Raw genomic sequence first — 17,838 nt, forward strand, 5'->3', positions numbered from 1 at the left:
TTACCATTACTCGACACTCCTTTACCAAAACTTGCTATAAAACAGCGGTAATGTCAGGATCAGGCTCCTTAAATTTTTGGGTTGTAAAATGTTGAGGTTGTTCGCTAGATACACTTCTGTCGGTGTAATCAATACGCTCATTCATTGGGGCGTGTTTGCCGCACTTTATGCCATCGTAGGTAGCCAATCCCTGTCTAACCTCGTGGCGTTTTGTGTTGCGGTAACTTTTTCCTTCTTTGCCAACGCAAAATGGACGTTTAACGCAGAAGCGACCACTACCCGATATCTTCTCTATATCTGCTTTATGGGCGCAATGGCAACGGCCGTGGGCTGGACAGCTGACTATCTGCATATTAATCCAATCGTTACATTGGTTTTCTTCTCTGCACTCAGCTTGATTTGCGGCTTCGCCTACTCTAAGTTTTTCGTGTTTAGGACGAGTTAATGAAATTTTCTCTGATTGTTCCTGTATTGAATGAAGAGGATGCCATTCCCCTCTTCTATAAAGCGGTACGCGAATTTGAACCCTTTAAAAAATATAATATTGAAATAGTTTTTATAAATGATGGCAGCACAGACAGCACAGAAGCGATTCTGAATGAAATTGAGGCTAAGGACACTTTAGTCAAACATATTTCGTTCACACGTAATTTCGGTAAAGAACCGGCCCTTTTCGCTGGCCTTGAAGCGGCAAGTGGTGATGCCATCATTCCTATCGATGTCGATTTACAAGATCCTATAGATGTCATTCCTTTAATGGTTGATAAGTGGCATTCGGGCGCGGATATTGTTCTGGCGAAACGTGTTGATCGCAGCACCGACTCTCATCTAAAACGTAAGACTGCTGAGTGGTTTTACAAACTGCATAACAAGATCAGTTCGCCTAAGATTGAAGAAAACGTGGGTGATTTCCGCTTAATGTCACGCAACGTAGTGGAAAATATTAAACTGCTGCAGGAACGTAATCTGTTTATGAAAGGTGTTCTCAGCTGGGTCGGCGGCAAAACTGAAGTTGTTGAATATATTCGGGCAGACCGTGTTGCTGGTACGACCAAATTTAATGGCTGGAAGTTGTGGAACCTTGCGCTAGAAGGGATCACTTCTTTTTCAACCTTCCCTCTTCGTATTTGGACTTATCTCGGACTTGTCGTCGCTGCCCTTTCATTCGTCTATGGCGCATGGATGCTGATTGATACTTTATTCTGGGGCAACCCTGTTAAAGGCTATCCTTCAATTATGGTTTCAATGCTGTTTTTAGGTGGCGTACAGCTCATTGGGATTGGCGTGCTTGGGGAGTATATTGGTAGAATTTATATCGAGACTAAAGGCCGACCAAGATATATCGTATCCAGGAAGCAAATAAAATAGCATTCTAAAATTACTAAAATTTCAACAGCTGTTTGCATGTAAAGCTTTAAAGGTGAATCATGATTTCAAAACAAGACAAATTATCACCCTGGTATTTTATTGCCATATTTATAGTAGCGGCAGTTATTATTATTACTAGACGACCTGACATTATAAATCATCCACAATTATGGGCAGAGGATGGTAAGGCTTTTTTTGAACCAGTGTGGAATCAAGGGTTTTTAACTTCCATCTTGACGCCAAGAGATGGGTATTTTCAGTCTCTTCCTAAAATAACAATGGCATTTGCCTCGTCATTTGGACTCAGTTATGTTGCTCTCATATCAACATCTATAGCAATTGCGCTCCGCTGCTTATTTGTTGTTTTCATTATGACCAGTCGATTTAATTACATCGATATACGCTTTAGACTGGCATTTTGCTTATACTTCCTTTTTCAACCCAACATACAAGAAGCATACGTAAACATCACAAATGCCCACACCTATCTTGCAATCTATCTTTTGGCCGTTATTTTAGCTAAAGAATCTAAAAACATTGCATGGAAAACACATGATATACTCATTCTAATTTTATCAGGTATTAGCGGTCCATTCATTGCTTTGCTCGCCCCTTCACTTGCGATAAAAAGATATTATGAAAGAGGTTCAATATTAAATGCCATTAAAGGCATTAATACTTTCGATGTTGTTTTCGCTTGTTGTATGTTGATTCAAGCTGGTTCGGTTATGTTTGGGGACAACACCAGAACACCTTCAAGTCTTGGAGCTACAATACCCCTCTTTTTTGAAATAATATCGTACAAAGTCATTCTAGGTGCATTTTTTGATTTAAACAATGTCCAATGGATAATTGGGAAACCTATTGTTAATGCATTTATATCACTAGTATTTATACTCTCATCATTTTTCTTTCTGGTAAAAATGGACTGGAGATATAAATCTGCATTTTGTTATGTATTCTTCACCCTACTAGTATCACTATATAAGCCTGTTATAAATCATAGCGAGGAACAGTGGCCACTCTTCCTAATTCCTATCGTAGGATGTCGCTATTTCATACTGAGTGGCATGGGCATTTTTTGCTTAAGCTTAATAATACTGAGTCGGATAAAGGTTAGGCCTTATACTGTTATCTTACTGTTCTGCATCACTCTATTTTCATCTTTGACTGTATCTTATCGAATGCCTCCTCTGGACAATGTCGGCTACGATAAAGATGTTGCAGTCTTTAATGAGGCAAAGAATGGTGAGAAAGTATTAATCCATACTAACCCCCCAGGTTGGTCAATGGAACTGATCAAAAAATAAATAATCACCCGAAGTATTTAGCTAGCACTTTTATCTTAGAGGTGCTAGCTAATTTTCAGCTAAACAGAAAAATTATTTTTAGTTGTAAATTATCAGTGTGATACACATCATAACTTCTATTAAACTCTCATCTGACTTCCGTTCGTTATCCTTGTCAATATTAAAACAATTAGATTATAATAACCTTACATTGGCACTTTAGCATTTACAAATTTTTGGGTGATTTGATGCTTTTTAGCTCTTCATACTTTATTTTCGTATTCTTGCCTATATGCGTAATTGTTTATTTTTCACTAAACAAATATGGTTTATATAAAACCAGTAAAGCATGGTTATGCCTGGCTAGTTTGTTCTTCTATGGCTATTGGGAGGTAAAATATATACCTTTACTTCTCTCATCAATAATTTTTAACTTCGTGATCGGCAATATAATCACACCTAAAGATGACATTAGAAGTCAAAAAAGAAAATATATTTTAATATTTGGCATACTGATAAACATTGGCACTTTGGGATATTATAAATACTCTAATTTTTTTCTCGATAACGTAAACTCCTTATTTGATAATAATTTCACACCTCTTCATTTATTACTCCCTCTTGGAATTAGTTTCTTCACATTCACTCAAATTGCTTTTTTGGTGGATAGCTATAAAGGAAAAGTTAAAGAATATAGCTTTATCAATTACATTCTTTTTGTAACGTTCTTTCCTCATTTGATTGCCGGCCCAATCCTCCATCATGGAGAAATGATGCCGCAATTTAAAGATCACAATAATAACAAAGTTAACTTTTCCAATATTCTTTCTGGATTATGCATTTTTTCTATTGGATTGATAAAAAAAGTAATTATTGCTGACACGTTTGCGGTATTTGCGCAAGAAGGATACTCTCCGGGCTATGTACATGATTTTTATAGCGCATGGGCGACGAGTTTATCATATACCTTCCAATTATATTTCGATTTTAGTGGCTATTGTGATATGGCAATTGGTGCTGCCTTGCTGTTTAACATTATGCTTCCTATAAATTTTAACTCTCCTTATAAAGCTGTTGATATACAAGATTTTTGGAGAAGATGGCACATTACGCTAGGCAGATATTTACGCGATTACATCTATATACCTTTAGGCGGAAATAGACTTTCTCCGTTTAGGACTTACTTCAACCTATTCTTCACCTTTACTATTGCTGGTTTATGGCATGGCGCAAGTTGGTTATTCGTACTTTGGGGAGCAATGCACGGCGCAGCCCTTATTATTCATCGCGCCTGGAAAGCTACTGGCATGCGGATGTACAAACCTATTGCCTGGTTTATAACATTCATGTTTGTAAATATCAGCTGGGTTTTTTTCAGGTCTGATAGTTTTGGACAAGCTTCCACCATTCTTTCTAACATGTTTACGCTCTCCAATATGAGAAATATTTCTCTTGAACAACTGCCATTGAATGATCTATCACGATATGGACAAATTGCAGGATGGGTAGCAAAAAACATCTCATATGGAATAGCAGCATATTCCTCAGTCTTTATCATGTCTGCGATAGCGTTACTTTGTTGCTCATTGAAAAACTCACAAGAAATAATAATTGGCCAAAGGATTGGTTATTTTAAAATCGTTATATTGGCCTTAATATCATCCTTGGCTGTTTATCTTAGTCTGCACTCAGAAAGTGCGGTGTTTCTCTATTTTAATTTCTGAGGTAACTATGAAGACTAAATCCATCACCTTCTTATTAATTTTTATTCTTTCGGTTCTTGCGCTCCCAGCATATAGACTTTATGACGGCGTAACATTTTACAAAGCAAAAAGTTTACATGGTGCTTTGAATCAGGCCTACAACATTGATCCCATTTTATCAAGACTCGGCAGCCTTGGTAATAAACTTGGTATATCTATAGATCCCAGCAGTGTTTATCAAGGCAAGGATGGATGGTTATTTTTAGGCAAAGATTTCAACCAAACATTAATGAAAAAAATTAATGGAGAAAAATCATTTGAGGACCAGATTCAAAGTGTAAATAAATCAATCAACAGTTGGTCAGAATATTTAAACAGCCTTGATTGCAAAAGGTTCTATATAATAATTGGCCCCGACAAAGAGAGCATTTATCCTGAATATATGCCTGATTGGTATGAGCCTAACGCTAATCAAATCCCACAAAAGTTGCTTTCCTTAAATCCTTCCGTTTATGTCGATACATTCTCTAAAATTAGGTCTGGAAAGGTTAATAATAGCAACCCATTGTATTTCAAGACGGATACACACTGGAATGAATTAGGTGCATCCCTTGCTTTTAAAGCTCTTGAAGAGAAATCAAAAAACAATAATGATGGATTAATTTGGCCTTCAGAAAAATTAGAGTTTGACCAGTATCCTAGAGCACCTGGTGATTTATCTCATTTTCAAAGGTCTGGTGATTTCCTTAATGACGTCAATGTTACGATTAAAAACAAATCAATTAGCAATTATGATATAACTGAATCTTCATACCCTACCGGCAAAGTAATTTATCATGGTAAAAACACCCCGATTGATTCACCTCAAGAAAACCTCCTGATAAAATCGCCTAATGCCTTAAACAATAAAAAAGTCATTTGGTTAAGAGATTCATTTGGCACGGCAATGTCTAGATTAATGGCCGTAACTTTTTCCGAAACCCTTCAGATACATCATGGAAGAGAAACACCTGAAAAAATAAAAGAAATAATATTAAATTATAAACCAGATTACGTGATAGTTACTGTTGTCGAACGTGACTCAATGAGTAAATTTTTTGAGTATAATGTAAATAAAAACAGCCAATAATAAAATATCCATAAGTTACTTTTTTGAGGCCGCACTTGCGGCCTTATATTCATCAGTAACCGAACATTCATCAAAATAACAATAATTTTTAAAAATGATTAGTTTATATATAATTACTCTAACGGCATTTTCATCGGGTCATCATAGGTGTACTCAAACCCCAGCTCATTAGCGATTTTCGAGCCATCAATCACCTTGCCGTTAGAACGCTCCGGCTCAGCAACAAACGTCGGCGGTTCCAGCCCCAACTGCTTCGACACGCTGGGATAAAAGCTATCGCGCGACGGGTGTTTCGATGCGCACAGATTGTAAATGTGCCCGCCTTTTGGGGTTTGCAGTAGCAGCACAATCGCGTCAACCACATCATCCAAGTGCACCAGATTGACCGCATGACCGCCGTTTTCCAGCCCGGTTTTGCCTGCAAGGAAACGACCTGGATGACGATTCGGCCCCACTAATCCTGCGAGGCGCACAATATCCACGCTGGTGCCGGGCAGATCGTGCAGCCAGTTTTCCAGCTCCACCAGCGTTTTGCCGGCGACGGTTTCCGGCTGCAGCGGACTGCTCTCTTTCATTACGCCCTCACCGCTGCCGTACACTGACGTTGAGCTGGTGAAAATAATACGCGGCACTTTCTTCGCCAGCGCGGTGTCCACCACGTTCTGCACCGCCTGCATGTAATCCTCACCGCCTTTTACCGTGCGGCTGGCAGGTAACGTCACCACCAGCGCATCCACCACCATCAGTGCATCTAACTCTTCGGCTTCACACTCCAGCTCGGGCGTTAGCACCAGTTGGAAGGCTTCGATGCCACAGCGGCGTGCGGCGTCCACGCCATCCGGCGAGGTTTTACTGCCGGTGACCTGCCAGCCGCGTGCCGTTAGCGCCATCGCCAGCGGCATACCCAGCCATCCCAGACCTACAATCGCGACCTTTTTCATATCGACTCCTGCTATGGGCTCACACTTCATCTTAGTGCGGGTAGATGTGCCAAACCAGCGCAAACTGTTTCGGGAGATTCCGGAAATTGACGGTTAAAAAAGGGTTGCCAATTGTCACCATCTTCGTTAGGTTATTCAGCACGCAAATGAATACTCATTCAGCAACGGAATTTACTATGACACGCGTTCAGTTCAACCACCATCATCACCATCATCCTGACTAGTCTTTCAGGCGATGTGTGCTGGGAGACGATTAGGATCTTCCAGTGGTGCGAACGCAAAGAGAGCCCCCGGAAGATCATCTTCCGGGGGTTTTTTTATGGGCGAACGCAAATCAACACGTTCAGACAGGATTGAATAAGAGGACAGGAACCATGTTAGATAACACCCGTATTCGCATAGCTATGCAGAAATCTGGCCGTTTAAGTGATGAATCACGCGAACTGCTGGCACGCTGCGGTATCAAAATCAACCTTCAGCAACAGCGTCTGATTGCGTTTGCGGAGAACATGCCAATCGACATCCTGCGCGTGCGCGATGACGATATTCCTGGCCTGGTAATGGATGGCGTCGTCGATCTCGGTATCGTCGGTGAAAACGTGCTGGAAGAGGAGCTGCTGAACCGTCGTGCTCAGGGCGAAGATCCGCGTTACTTCACGCTGCGTCGTCTGGATTTCGGCGGTTGCCGCCTGTCGCTGGCGATGCCGGTTGATGAAGAGTACACCGGCCCGCAATGCCTGAATAACGCCCGCATCGCCACCTCTTATCCACACCTGCTGAAGAAATACCTCGATAAACAAGGCGTCGCCTTCAAATCCTGCCTGCTGAACGGTTCTGTTGAAGTTGCCCCGCGTGCTGGCCTGGCCGATGCGATTTGTGACCTGGTTTCAACCGGTGCCACGCTGGAAGCTAACGGTCTGCGCGAAGTAGAAGTGATTTATCGTTCTAAAGCGGTGCTGATTCAGCGCGACGGCGAATTGCCAGCCGCCAAGCAAGAGCTGGTCGACAAAATGATGACGCGTATTCAGGGCGTGATTAAAGCGCGTGAATCCAAGTACATCATGCTGCACGCGCCAAGCGAACGTCTGGATGAAGTGATTGCGCTGCTGCCGGGCGCTGAACGTCCAACCGTGCTGCCATTGGCCGGTGATGTCAGCCGCGTGGCGATGCACATGGTGAGCAGCGAAACGCTGTTCTGGGAAACCATGGAGAAGCTGAAGTCGCTGGGTGCCAGCTCGATCCTCGTGCTGCCAATCGAAAAAATGTTGGAGTAACACGATGAGCACTCTGATGACACCCATTGATTGGCAGCAATGCAGCGCACAGCAGCAGCAAGCGCTGCTGATGCGTCCGGCGATTTCGGCTTCAGAAAGTATCAGCCAGATCGTGCGCGACGTGTTGGTACAAGTGAAAGAGAGCGGTGATGCGGCGCTGCGTGAATTTAGCGCCCGCTTCGACAAAGCGCAGGTGGATAACCTGCGCGTCACTGCCGAAGAGATGCAAGCCGCCAGCGATCGTCTGAGCGACACGCTGAAGCAGGCGATGGCCGTGGCCGTAAGTAATATCGAGACCTTCCACAACGCGCAGATTCTGGCGGAAGTGGATGTGGAAACTCAGCCCGGCGTGCGCTGCCAGCAGATTACCCGTCCGGTGAAATCGGTGGGCTTATACATTCCTGGCGGTTCCGCTCCGCTGTTCTCAACCGTATTGATGCTGGCGACACCCGCGCGCATCGCCGGTTGCGGTCGCGTGGTGCTGTGCTCGCCGCCGCCAATTGCTGATGAAATTCTTTACGCCGCGCAGCTGTGCGGCGTGAAAGAGGTGTTCCAGGTTGGCGGTTCGCAAGCCATTGCCGCCCTCGCCTTCGGCACCGAAACCGTGCCGAAAGTGGACAAGATTTTTGGCCCAGGCAACGCGTATGTGACCGAAGCCAAACGTCAGGTGAGTCAACGTTTAGATGGCGCGGCGATTGATATGCCGGCCGGTCCATCCGAAGTATTGGTGATAGCCGATGAAGGCGCTACGCCAGCGTTCGTGGCTTCTGACTTGCTGTCGCAGGCAGAACACGGCCCGGATTCACAAGTGATTCTGCTGACGCCATCGCTGCAACTGGCCGAAGGCGTGGCGCAAGCGGTTGAAGAGCAACTGGCGCAGCTGCCACGCGCCGCTACCGCGCGTCAGGCGTTAGAAAGCAGCCGCCTGATTGTGCTGCGCGATTTGGATCAGTGCATCGAGATCTCCAATCTGTACGGCCCGGAGCACCTGATCATTCAGACGCGTCAGCCGCGCGATCTGGTCGATAGCATCACCAGCGCCGGTTCGGTATTCCTTGGCGACTGGTCACCGGAATCGGCGGGCGATTACGCGTCAGGCACCAACCACGTGCTGCCGACTTACGGTTACACCGCCACCTGTTCCAGCCTCGGCCTGGCCGATTTCCAGAAACGTATGACGGTGCAAGAGCTGACGCCGCAAGGCTTCCTCAATCTTGCCGCAACGATTGAAACGCTGGCCGCCGCCGAGCAGTTGGAAGCCCACAAAAATGCCGTTACCCTGCGTGTTGCCGCGCTGAAGGAGCAAGCATGAGCCTGAATATTGAAGAGTTAGCGCGCGCCAACGTGCGAGCGCTGACGCCGTATCAATCGGCGCGTCGTCTGGGTGGTAACGGTGATGTGTGGCTGAATGCCAACGAATTCCCGCTGCCGGTGCCGTTTGAGCTGTCGCAGCAGACGCTGAACCGCTATCCGGAATGCCAGCCGAAGATTGTTATTGAGCGTTACGCCGCTTACGCCGGTTTGACGCCGGAGCAGGTTCTGGTGAGCCGCGGCGCGGATGAAGGCATCGAACTGCTGATGCGCGCCTTCTGCGAGCCGGGCAAAGATGCGATTCTGTTCTGCCCGCCAACCTACGGCATGTACAGCGTCAGCGCTGAAACCATCGGCATCGAATACCGCACCGTGGCGGCACTCGATGACTGGCAGCTGAATCTGCCGGCGATTGCCGACCAGCTCGACGGCGTGAAAGTCGTCTATATGTGCAGCCCGAACAATCCGACCGGCAACTTGATCAATCCCGATGACATTCGCAAGTTGCTGGATATGACCGCCGGTAAAGCGTTGCTGGTTGCCGATGAAGCCTATATTGAGTTCTGCCCGGAAGCGACGCTGGCGAGCTGGCTGCAGGAGTATCCGCACTTAGTGATTCTGCGCACGCTGTCCAAAGCCTTTGCGCTGGCCGGTTTGCGTTGCGGCTTCACCCTGGCGAACAAGCCGGTGATCGATCTGCTGATGAAGGTGATTGCACCCTATCCGCTCGCCACGCCGGTGGCCGATGTGGCCGGACAAGCGCTGAGTGAGCAAGGTATTGCGCTGATGCGTCAGCATGTTGCCGAGCTGAACGCCAATCGTGCCTGGCTGTTTGAACAGTTGCCGCAAATTAGCGTGGTGCAACAGGTATTCCCAAGCGAAACCAACTACATTCTGGCGCGCTTCACTGATTCGCCAAAAGTGTTTAAAACGCTGTGGGATCAAGGCATTATTCTGCGCGACCAAAACAAAAACCCCGGCCTTGCGGGATGCCTGCGCATCTCCATCGGCACCCGTGAAGAGTGCGAGCGCCTGATCGCCGCGCTGCAAGCCTTATCAGTGGAGCAAGCATGAGTCAGAAGATCCTTTTTATCGACCGCGACGGCACCATCATCTCTGAGCCACCCTCCGATTATCAGGTGGATCGCATGGAGAAGCTGGCGTTTGAGAAGAACGCCATTCCTGCGCTGCTGGCGTTGCAGGAAGCGGGTTATCAACTGGTGATGATCACCAATCAGGATGGCCTCGGCACCGCTAGCTTCCCGCAGGCCGATTTCGACGGCCCGCACAACCTGATGATGCAGATTCTCAGCTCACAAGGCGTGAATTTCAGCGACATCCTGATCTGCCCGCATATGCCGGAAGATAACTGCGATTGCCGCAAGCCGAAGACCAAAATGGTTGAAGCCTGGCTGGCCGCTGGTGCGCTCGATACCGCTAACAGCTACGTGATTGGCGACCGCCTCACCGATATCCAGCTGGCGCAGAACATGGGCATTCAGGGCCTGCGTTACGGCGCGGAAGGCGAAGATTGGGATGCGATTCAGGCACGTCTGACCAAGCGCGATCGCTACGCGCTGGTGCAGCGCAACACCAAAGAGACGCAGATTAAAGTCGAAGTGTGGCTGGATCGCGAAGGCGGCAGCAAAATCAACACCGGCGTTGGTTTCTTTGATCACATGCTGGACCAGATTGCAGTACACGGCGGCTTCCGCATGAACATTGATGTGAAAGGCGATCTCTACATCGACGATCACCACACCGTGGAAGATACCGGTCTGGCGCTCGGCGAAGCGCTGCTGAAAGCGCTGGGCGACAAACGTGGCATCGGCCGTTTCGGCTTTGTGCTGCCAATGGATGAGTGTTTGGCGCGCTGCGCGCTGGATATCTCCGGCCGTCCGCACATCGAATTCAAAGCCGAGTTCAGCTACCAGCGCGTCGGCGATCTCAGCACCGAGATGGTCGAGCACTTCTTCAGCTCGCTATCCTACGCGATGATGAGCACGCTGCATCTGAAAACCAAAGGCCGCAACGATCACCATCGTGTGGAAAGCCTGTTTAAAGCCTTTGGCCGCACGCTGCGCCAGGCGATTCGCGTGGAAGGCAACACCTTGCCGAGCTCGAAAGGAGTGCTGTGATGAACGTGGTGATCCTCGATACCGGCTGCGCCAACCTGTCGTCGGTGAAGTGGGCCATTGAGCGCCTCGGCTACACGCCGCAGGTGAGCCGCGACCCGGATGTGGTGCTGCATGCCGACAAGCTGCTGCTGCCGGGCGTTGGCACCGCGCAGGCGGCGATGAACCAGCTGCAGGAGCGCGATCTCATCGATCTGATCAAAGCCTGTACTCAGCCGGTGCTCGGCATTTGCCTTGGCATGCAGCTGCTCGGTCGCGGGAGCGATGAGAACGGCGGCGTAACCACGCTCGGCCTGGTTGATGAGCCGGTCACGCTGATGGACACGCAGGATTTACCGCTGCCGCACATGGGCTGGAACCAGATCACCGCTAAAGCGGGCCATCATCTGTTCCGCGACATCCCCGATGGCAGCTACTTCTACTTCGTGCACAGCTACGCCATGCCGGTGAATGCCGCCACCATCGCGCAGTGCGATTACGGTCATCCGTTCACTGCCGCCTTGCAGAAAGATAACTTCTTCGGCGTGCAGTTCCACCCGGAGCGTTCGGGCAAAGCAGGCGCGCAGTTGCTGAAAAATTTCCTGGAGATGTGATGATTATCCCCGCATTAGATTTAATCGACGGCAAAGTAGTGCGCCTGCATCAGGGCGATTACGGCCAGCAGCGCGATTACGGTAGCGATCCGCTGCCGCGCTTACAGGATTACCAACGCCAGGGCGCTGAAGTGCTGCATCTGGTGGATTTGACCGGCGCGAAAGATCCGGCCAAACGCCAGATTCCGCTGCTTACCACCTTATTGCGCGGCGTGAACGTGCCGGTGCAGGTTGGCGGCGGCATCCGCAATCGCGATGACGTGGCGGCGCTACTGGCAGCGGGCGCTACGCGCGTGGTAGTGGGTTCCACTGCGGTGAAGCAGCCGGAAGAAGTCAAAAGCTGGTTCAGCGAGTTTGGCGCGGACGCCATCGTGCTGGCTTTGGATGTGCGCATTGATGCCAACAACCGTAAAGAAGTGGCGATCAGCGGCTGGCAGGAAGCGGCGGGCGTGACGCTGGAAGAGGTAATCGGCTGGTATCAGCCTGTTGGCCTCAAACATGTGCTGTGCACCGATATTTCGCGCGACGGTACGCTGAGCGGCTCCAACGTCGAACTGTATAAAGAAGTTTCTGCCGCCTTCCCGGACATCGCTTTCCAGTCTTCTGGCGGCATCGGTTCGCTCGATGACATCGCGGCGTTACGCGGCAGCGGCGCGCAGGGCGTGATCGTCGGTCGCGCTTTACTGGAAGATAAATTCACGGTGGCGGAGGCGATTACATGCTGGCAAAACGGATAATTCCTTGTCTTGATGTGCGTGACGGGCAAGTGGTGAAAGGCGTTCAGTTCCGTAACCACGAAATCATCGGCGACATCGTGCCGCTGGCACAGCGCTATGCGCAGGAAGGCGCGGATGAGCTGGTGTTCTACGATATCACCGCCTCATCAGATGGCCGCGTAGTGGACAAAAGCTGGGTGTCGCGCGTAGCGGAAGTGATTGATATTCCATTCTGCGTGGCGGGCGGCATCAAGAGCGAAGAAGACGCGGCGCGCATTCTGCAGTTCGGTGCCGACAAGATCTCCATCAACTCGCCGGCATTAGCCGATCCTACGCTGATTACACGCCTGGCCGATCGCTTTGGCGTGCAGTGCATCGTGGTGGGTATCGATACCTGGTTTGATGAAGCGAGCGGCAAATATCACGTCAATCAGTACACCGGCGACGAAGCGCGCACCAAAGTGACCACGTGGGAAACTCTGGATTGGGTGCAGGAAGTGCAGAAGCTGGGCGCGGGCGAAATCGTCCTCAACATGATGAACCAGGATGGCGTGCGTAACGGCTACGATCTGGTGCAGCTGAAGAAAGTGCGCGATGTCTGCAAAGTGCCACTGATCGCTTCTGGCGGCGCGGGTACCATGCCGCACTTCCTCGAAGCGTTTGAGCAGGCGAATGTCGATGGCGCGCTGGCGGCTTCGGTGTTTCACAAACAAATTATCAATATCGGCGAGTTGAAAAACTTCCTGATCGACAACGGTGTGGAGATTCGCGCGTGTTAACTGCAGAACAACTGGCCAGGCTGGATTGGGTCAAAACCGCGGGCATGATGCCCGTTATCGTCCAGCACAACGTTTCCGGCGAAGTGCTGATGCACGGTTATATGAATGAAGAAGCGCTGCAAAAAACTCTCAGCGAGGGCAACGTCACCTTCTTCTCACGTACTAAAAACCGTTTATGGACCAAAGGCGAAACCTCGGGCCACTTCCTGCAAGTGGCGAGCATTACGCCGGATTGCGACAACGATACCTTGCTGGTGCTGGCGAATCCGATTGGCCCAACCTGCCATCTCGGCACATCTAGCTGCTTCTCACCGGCCGCACCGGACTGGACGTTCCTCTATCAGCTCGAGCAGTTGTTGGCTTCACGCAAAACTGCCGATCCAGAGAGTTCGTATACCGCGAAGCTGTACGCCAGCGGCACCAAGCGTATCGCGCAGAAAGTGGGTGAAGAAGGCGTGGAAACCGCTTTGGCTGCAACGGTTAACGATCGTCACGAGCTGACCAATGAAGCGTCTGATTTGCTGTATCACCTGATGGTGCTGCTGCAGGACCAGGAGCTGGATTTGAGCACCATTATCAATAATCTGCGGGCGCGTCATAAATAACTTTCCGTAGGGTCGCCATTCATGGCGACCAATGTTCCAGGTGCGCATAAATGCGCACCCTACGCTATTCATCAGCATGGAAGACACCATGACCACTCATGAAAAACTACTCGCTCTGCTCGACCAGCGTCAGGCGCGTTATCGCGTGATGAAGCATGAAGCGACCGGCAAGTGTGAAGCGGTGGCGGCAATTCGCGGAACTGAAGTTGGGCAAGGCGCGAAGGCGCTGGTGTGTCATGTGAAAGGTAACGGCATCAAGCAACATGTGCTGGCGGTGCTGCCTGCCGATCAACAAGCGGATCTCAGCAAGGTTGCTGCAGCGGTTGGTGGTCGACGTGCTTCACTGGCCTCACCTGCAGAAGTGGATGCGCTGACCGGATGCGTGTTTGGTGCTATTCCACCCTTTAGTTTCCATCCTGATTTACAGCTGGTTGTTGATCCGTTGCTGTTCGAACGCTATGACGAAATCGCCTTTAACGCCGGATTGCTGGAGCAATCTGTGGTGCTCAACATTGCGGATTATCAGGCGCTGCATAATGGTAACGTGATGAAAATAATCCTCTAATTGCCTTGCCCGGCCCTGAGCGGTACTCTTCTTGACTCAACATCACATCAAAAGAAGACCGATATTATGGCAATTTCTCGTTTAACCGCCCGCCTGCGTCAGACGCTGGCGCTGGCTGTGCTGGCAGGTTGCGCATTTGGCGCGCAGGCAAAAATTGATCAGGTGCGTTTCGCGGTTGATCCTACCTATCCTCCTTTCGAATCCAAAACGCCACAGGGCAAACTGGTCGGTTTTGATATTGACCTTGGCAATGCGCTGTGCGAGCAGATGCAGGCCAAATGCGTGTGGGTGGAAAGCCAGTTCGATGGCATGATCCCGGCGCTAAAGGCGCGTAAGTTCGACGCCATCCTGTCTGATATGGGCATCACCGAAGAACGTCTGAAGCAGATTGATTTCACCGTGCCGCTGTACGACACCCATACGCAGCTGATTGCGCGTAAAGGTTCTGGCCTGCTGCCAACCGCTGAATCGCTGAAAGGCAAAACCGTGGGCGTTGAGCAAGGCACCGTGCAGGAACGCTATGCGCTGGCAAAATGGCAGCCGCATGGTGTGCAGGTTGTGCCTTATGGCGATCAGGCACAGGTTGAGAGTGATTTGATTTCGGGCCGTCTTGACGTGGTGTTTACCGATGCTGCCCAAGCGGCAAACGGCTTCCTGAAACATCCGCAGGGCAAAGATTTCGAATTAGCGGGCCCGATTGTGCAGGATCCGATTATCGGTCCAGGCACCGCGATTGGTCTGCGTAAAGGCGACACCGAACTGAAAACCGCGTTGGATAACGCTTTTGCCGAGCTTAAGAAGAACGGCACTTTCGACAAAATCCAGAAGCAGTACTTCGCGACTGACATTTCCATTCAGCAGTAATCTTTTGGGCGGCTTTTTGCCGCCCTTTTCGCACTCAGCACTATAATTCCATCAGAAAATGAATCAGGCGTCGCGAAAAGCGTGCCTTGAATAAAGGACATCGATAGCGTTATGCAACAACAACATCATCCTCTATTAAGCGCCTCGCTGGGCACGCAACGCGAAATTGTCAGCTTCCACTTCGGCACCGATTCGCAGCAACGCGTCTACATTCAGGCTGCGCTGCACGGTGATGAGCTGCCGGGAATGGCGGTGGCGTGGTATTTGAAACAGAAGCTATTAGCACTGGAATCTGCGGGTCAGCTCAAAGCCAAAATCACGTTGGTGCCGGTCGCGAATCCTTTAGCGATGGGACAACACTGGCACGGTAGCCATCTCGGGCGTTTCCATACGCTTTCAGGACAAGATTTCAACCGCCGCTTCCCGGCATTGGGTGAAGCCTTGGTTGAAGAGCTTGCAGGTTCACTGACGCAGAGTGAATACGAAAATAAGCGTCTAATTCGGGAAGCGATTGATCGTCATTACCGTGACCGCATTGCCCGTACTGAACTTGATTCCCAGCGGTTTACATTGATGCGTATGGCGAGCCAGGCGGATTTAATGATTGACCTGCATTGTGACTGGGATGCGCTGCCGCATCTGTACACTACGCCGCACGCGTGGCCAAACATCGAACCGCTGGCGCGTTGGTTAGGAAGTGAAGTGCAATTGCTGGCGCAGATTTCTGGCGGCGAGCCGTTTGATGAGGCTTGCTGTGAACCGTGGCTAACGTTGGCTGAGCGCTTTGGCGATGAGTATCCTATGCCGCGGGGTTTGCTGCCGGTGACTCTAGAATTGCGCGGTGTTGCAGATGTTTCGCCTGAAATGGCGGAGAAAGATGCTGACGCGATTATCAACGCGCTAATTGAAGGTGGTTATATTGCCGGTGAAGTCGGTGAATCCCCTGCCCTGATTCATCCGGCGACGGAACTGGCGGGATGTGAGTATATCCATGCGGCGCAATCTGGATTAGTGCTTTATCGGCGTGAACTGGGTGAGTGGATTAAGGCTGGAGAAGTGGTGGCAGAGATTGTCGATCCGATTACGGACCAGGTGATGCCGTTGGTGGCGGAGTATGGTGGCGTGTTGTATGCGCGGAATTTGACCAAGTTTGTCACGGCGGGGATGTTGGTGGTGCGGTTGGCTGGGGAGAATGCTGGGAGACGGGGGGCATTATTGGTGGGATAATTCAAGAACTAAAGAGGAATAAACATTTGGCCCACCAAGATAAGTGGGCCAAGAAATTTAATTCAATTTCAATAAAACTAGTACTCAGTTACGTTTAAACTTTTTCATCAAAGTTCTTAGAGGCTGGGTAATCTTCCAGCTATTAGAGGTTAATATTGCGTGATTTTCAGTAGTAAGATTTTTTAGCTGCACAGAAATACGACCATTTTCTTCTAATAAGCTTTCATAAGATAACTCTTTTTGACTAATCTCATTGAGCAAAGTTTTAATTTTTACATTTAATTCATGTTGAGATAGTTCAATTTGTTGCTGCAGAGAAATACTTATATTATCGTTATCGACTCCATTTGTAACTAATTTTGTCCATTCCATTTCAGGGAATGTATCAAGTTGGCTCCAGATGTTTTTCTCTTGTGGTATACAATTTATATTTAAACCTTGCGAATTTTTATTTCTTGAAAAAACATCCCACTCAGTTCCAGCGATATGACGAGAACCAAGAATGTTACTTTCTGATTTTTTCTTTTTTATTATACATAATGAGTTCACGAAAGTAACTGAGTGAATAGTTGAGTAGTCAACACTATCAAGGGATTCACAATCATAAAAACGATAAAATGGAGATAAATAATCTTTCGCATCACGCTTAACACCCCAATGCTCCTGATTTGGAACATCTGCGAGTTTCTTTAAGAATGACATTGAAGAATAGGGGTAATATAACCCTCCTTCGAAGCTTTCCCAATAGCTTGCATGAAGATCTTCAATGATATATATTCCATCATCAGCAATTAATGGAAAGTAAAGCAAGAAGGATTTTATTATATCCGAAGAAACATGTGAGCCATCATCAATAATCACATCAAATGCAGAGGAAACTGATAAAATCTTTTCTTTAATTTCAACTGTTGAAGAATCCCCAATTACCACTTCGATTGAAGGATTATCATAATTTAATTTGGCACAATCAGGATTTATATCACAGCCAACCAGATGCTCAGCCAAAGAAAAGTATCTGCTCCAAATTTCAAGCGAACCTCCATTTTGCACGCCAATTTCTAAAAAATTTGACACAAACGAGCGCCGTTCAAAGAAAAGTTCATCATATACGTCGAGATAAATATCCCATTTATCCGATGATTTACCTTCATGCTGCTGGTACAGTTGCTTCAAATAATTCATTTTTATCAACTCGCAAAGTAACATTAAAACTATGATTGTTTATTGGCACTAACTCTTTTACTAATTTATCATATACACATTTTAATATCGCGTGTTCAACACATCATAAACCTTGATATGAACGCTCCGAAGAAATATAATTTTACACTTACCAGGA

The 17,838-nt window shown here is 48.4% G+C and carries 19 protein-coding genes and 1 other annotated feature; of the genes, 17 read left to right on the top strand and 2 right to left on the bottom strand.

Features of this window, described 5'->3' with window-relative positions; translation table 11 throughout:
- Positions 1-88: 88 nt before the first annotated feature.
- From NR302_RS12110 to NR302_RS12130, 5 genes are all read left to right on the top strand, one after another.
- Positions 89-445: a GtrA family protein gene (locus NR302_RS12110; protein ID WP_258143566.1), complete on the top strand. Its 357-nt coding sequence runs from the start codon at positions 89-91 to the stop codon at positions 443-445.
- Positions 445-1,368, top strand: a complete 924-nt coding sequence (locus tag NR302_RS12115) for a glycosyltransferase family 2 protein (RefSeq protein ID WP_258143567.1) — start codon at positions 445-447, stop codon at positions 1,366-1,368. The genes NR302_RS12110 and NR302_RS12115 overlap by 1 nt, the downstream gene beginning before the upstream one ends.
- 59 nt (positions 1,369-1,427) lie before the next feature.
- A complete protein-coding gene (locus tag NR302_RS12120) occupies positions 1,428-2,678 on the top strand; it encodes a hypothetical protein (RefSeq protein ID WP_258143568.1) in 1,251 nt (416 codons plus the stop codon).
- 215 nt (positions 2,679-2,893) lie between these two features.
- Positions 2,894-4,381 (top strand): MBOAT family protein, encoded by a 1,488-nt coding sequence (locus NR302_RS12125; protein WP_258143569.1) that lies wholly within the window; start codon positions 2,894-2,896, stop codon positions 4,379-4,381.
- A gap of 7 nt (positions 4,382-4,388) precedes the next feature.
- Positions 4,389-5,489, top strand: coding sequence for a hypothetical protein (locus tag NR302_RS12130; RefSeq protein ID WP_258143570.1), 1,101 nt, complete (start codon positions 4,389-4,391; stop codon positions 5,487-5,489).
- A gap of 113 nt (positions 5,490-5,602) precedes the next feature.
- Here the strand turns inward: NR302_RS12130 and NR302_RS12135 are convergent, their stop codons facing one another.
- Positions 5,603-6,430, bottom strand: coding sequence for an SDR family oxidoreductase (locus NR302_RS12135; protein WP_258143571.1), 828 nt, complete (start codon positions 6,428-6,430; stop codon positions 5,603-5,605).
- Positions 6,431-6,606: 176 nt separating this feature from the next.
- Between NR302_RS12135 and hisL the strand changes: the two genes are divergently transcribed.
- The 12 genes from hisL (at position 6,607) to NR302_RS12195 (ending at position 16,499) form a co-directional block, all read left to right on the top strand.
- Complete coding sequence (hisL, locus tag NR302_RS12140) at positions 6,607-6,654, top strand: his operon leader peptide (protein ID WP_100396937.1); 48 nt, start codon at positions 6,607-6,609, stop codon at positions 6,652-6,654.
- Positions 6,630-6,751 (top strand) — a sequence feature (His leader region). It overlaps the preceding gene by 25 nt.
- A 53-nt stretch (positions 6,752-6,804) precedes the next feature.
- On the top strand, positions 6,805-7,704 hold the full coding sequence (gene hisG, locus NR302_RS12145) for an ATP phosphoribosyltransferase (RefSeq protein ID WP_008104821.1): 900 nt from the start codon (positions 6,805-6,807) through the stop codon (positions 7,702-7,704).
- A gap of 4 nt (positions 7,705-7,708) precedes the next feature.
- Complete coding sequence (gene hisD, locus NR302_RS12150) at positions 7,709-9,016, top strand: histidinol dehydrogenase (RefSeq protein ID WP_258143572.1); 1,308 nt, start codon at positions 7,709-7,711, stop codon at positions 9,014-9,016.
- Positions 9,013-10,089: a histidinol-phosphate transaminase gene (gene hisC / locus NR302_RS12155; RefSeq protein ID WP_258143573.1), complete on the top strand. Its 1,077-nt coding sequence runs from the start codon at positions 9,013-9,015 to the stop codon at positions 10,087-10,089. Before hisD ends, hisC begins: the two co-directional genes overlap by 4 nt.
- Positions 10,086-11,153 carry a bifunctional histidinol-phosphatase/imidazoleglycerol-phosphate dehydratase HisB gene (gene hisB / locus NR302_RS12160; RefSeq protein WP_154190124.1) on the top strand — a complete coding sequence of 356 codons (1,068 nt, stop codon included), beginning with the start codon at positions 10,086-10,088 and terminating at the stop codon, positions 11,151-11,153. The genes hisC and hisB overlap by 4 nt, the downstream gene beginning before the upstream one ends.
- Entirely contained in the window at positions 11,153-11,743 is a 591-nt protein-coding gene (gene hisH, locus NR302_RS12165) for an imidazole glycerol phosphate synthase subunit HisH (protein WP_008104825.1), read from the top strand. The genes hisB and hisH overlap by 1 nt, the downstream gene beginning before the upstream one ends.
- Entirely contained in the window at positions 11,743-12,480 is a 738-nt protein-coding gene (gene hisA, locus NR302_RS12170) for a 1-(5-phosphoribosyl)-5-[(5-phosphoribosylamino)methylideneamino]imidazole-4-carboxamide isomerase (RefSeq protein ID WP_154157706.1), read from the top strand. The genes hisH and hisA overlap by 1 nt, the downstream gene beginning before the upstream one ends.
- On the top strand, positions 12,462-13,238 hold the full coding sequence (gene hisF, locus NR302_RS12175; protein ID WP_007888882.1) for an imidazole glycerol phosphate synthase subunit HisF: 777 nt from the start codon (positions 12,462-12,464) through the stop codon (positions 13,236-13,238). Before hisA ends, hisF begins: the two co-directional genes overlap by 19 nt.
- On the top strand, positions 13,232-13,843 hold the full coding sequence (gene hisIE / locus NR302_RS12180) for a bifunctional phosphoribosyl-AMP cyclohydrolase/phosphoribosyl-ATP diphosphatase HisIE (protein WP_176972944.1): 612 nt from the start codon (positions 13,232-13,234) through the stop codon (positions 13,841-13,843). The genes hisF and hisIE overlap by 7 nt, the downstream gene beginning before the upstream one ends.
- Positions 13,844-13,931: 88 nt before the next feature.
- A complete protein-coding gene (locus tag NR302_RS12185) occupies positions 13,932-14,408 on the top strand; it encodes a YbaK/prolyl-tRNA synthetase associated domain-containing protein (protein ID WP_258143576.1) in 477 nt (158 codons plus the stop codon).
- Between the two features lie 66 nt (positions 14,409-14,474).
- Positions 14,475-15,272, top strand: coding sequence for an ABC transporter substrate-binding protein (locus NR302_RS12190; protein WP_258143578.1), 798 nt, complete (start codon positions 14,475-14,477; stop codon positions 15,270-15,272).
- Positions 15,273-15,383: 111 nt separating this feature from the next.
- A complete protein-coding gene (locus NR302_RS12195; RefSeq protein ID WP_258143579.1) occupies positions 15,384-16,499 on the top strand; it encodes a succinylglutamate desuccinylase/aspartoacylase family protein in 1,116 nt (371 codons plus the stop codon).
- A gap of 84 nt (positions 16,500-16,583) precedes the next feature.
- Here the strand turns inward: NR302_RS12195 and NR302_RS12200 are convergent, their stop codons facing one another.
- Positions 16,584-17,681, bottom strand: a complete 1,098-nt coding sequence (locus NR302_RS12200; RefSeq protein ID WP_258143581.1) for a class I SAM-dependent methyltransferase — start codon at positions 17,679-17,681, stop codon at positions 16,584-16,586.
- Positions 17,682-17,838: the final 157 nt, after the last annotated feature.

Origin of the sequence: Pantoea sp. SOD02, from assembly GCF_024707505.1 — a bacterium.
Lineage (GTDB): Bacteria > Pseudomonadota > Gammaproteobacteria > Enterobacterales > Enterobacteriaceae > Pantoea > Pantoea symbiotica.

Excerpts from the sequence above, each read along its gene's own strand:
- hisG (WP_008104821.1), top strand. The coding sequence starts at position 6,805 with ATGTTAGATAACACCCGTATTCGCATAGCTATGCAGAAATCTGGCCGT.
- hisF (WP_007888882.1), top strand. The coding sequence starts at position 12,462 with ATGCTGGCAAAACGGATAATTCCTTGTCTTGATGTGCGTGACGGGCAA.
- hisH (WP_008104825.1), top strand. The coding sequence starts at position 11,153 with ATGAACGTGGTGATCCTCGATACCGGCTGCGCCAACCTGTCGTCGGTG.
- NR302_RS12195 (WP_258143579.1), top strand. The coding sequence starts at position 15,384 with ATGCAACAACAACATCATCCTCTATTAAGCGCCTCGCTGGGCACGCAA.
- NR302_RS12120 (WP_258143568.1), top strand. The coding sequence starts at position 1,428 with ATGATTTCAAAACAAGACAAATTATCACCCTGGTATTTTATTGCCATA.
- NR302_RS12185 (WP_258143576.1), top strand. The coding sequence starts at position 13,932 with ATGACCACTCATGAAAAACTACTCGCTCTGCTCGACCAGCGTCAGGCG.
- hisA (WP_154157706.1), top strand. The coding sequence starts at position 11,743 with ATGATTATCCCCGCATTAGATTTAATCGACGGCAAAGTAGTGCGCCTG.
- NR302_RS12190 (WP_258143578.1), top strand. The coding sequence starts at position 14,475 with ATGGCAATTTCTCGTTTAACCGCCCGCCTGCGTCAGACGCTGGCGCTG.
- NR302_RS12200 (WP_258143581.1), bottom strand. The coding sequence starts at position 17,681 with ATGAATTATTTGAAGCAACTGTACCAGCAGCATGAAGGTAAATCATCG.
- NR302_RS12135 (WP_258143571.1), bottom strand. The coding sequence starts at position 6,430 with ATGAAAAAGGTCGCGATTGTAGGTCTGGGATGGCTGGGTATGCCGCTG.
- NR302_RS12130 (WP_258143570.1), top strand. The coding sequence starts at position 4,389 with ATGAAGACTAAATCCATCACCTTCTTATTAATTTTTATTCTTTCGGTT.
- hisB (WP_154190124.1), top strand. The coding sequence starts at position 10,086 with ATGAGTCAGAAGATCCTTTTTATCGACCGCGACGGCACCATCATCTCT.
- NR302_RS12115 (WP_258143567.1), top strand. The coding sequence starts at position 445 with ATGAAATTTTCTCTGATTGTTCCTGTATTGAATGAAGAGGATGCCATT.
- hisC (WP_258143573.1), top strand. The coding sequence starts at position 9,013 with ATGAGCCTGAATATTGAAGAGTTAGCGCGCGCCAACGTGCGAGCGCTG.
- hisD (WP_258143572.1), top strand. The coding sequence starts at position 7,709 with ATGAGCACTCTGATGACACCCATTGATTGGCAGCAATGCAGCGCACAG.
- NR302_RS12110 (WP_258143566.1), top strand. The coding sequence starts at position 89 with ATGTTGAGGTTGTTCGCTAGATACACTTCTGTCGGTGTAATCAATACG.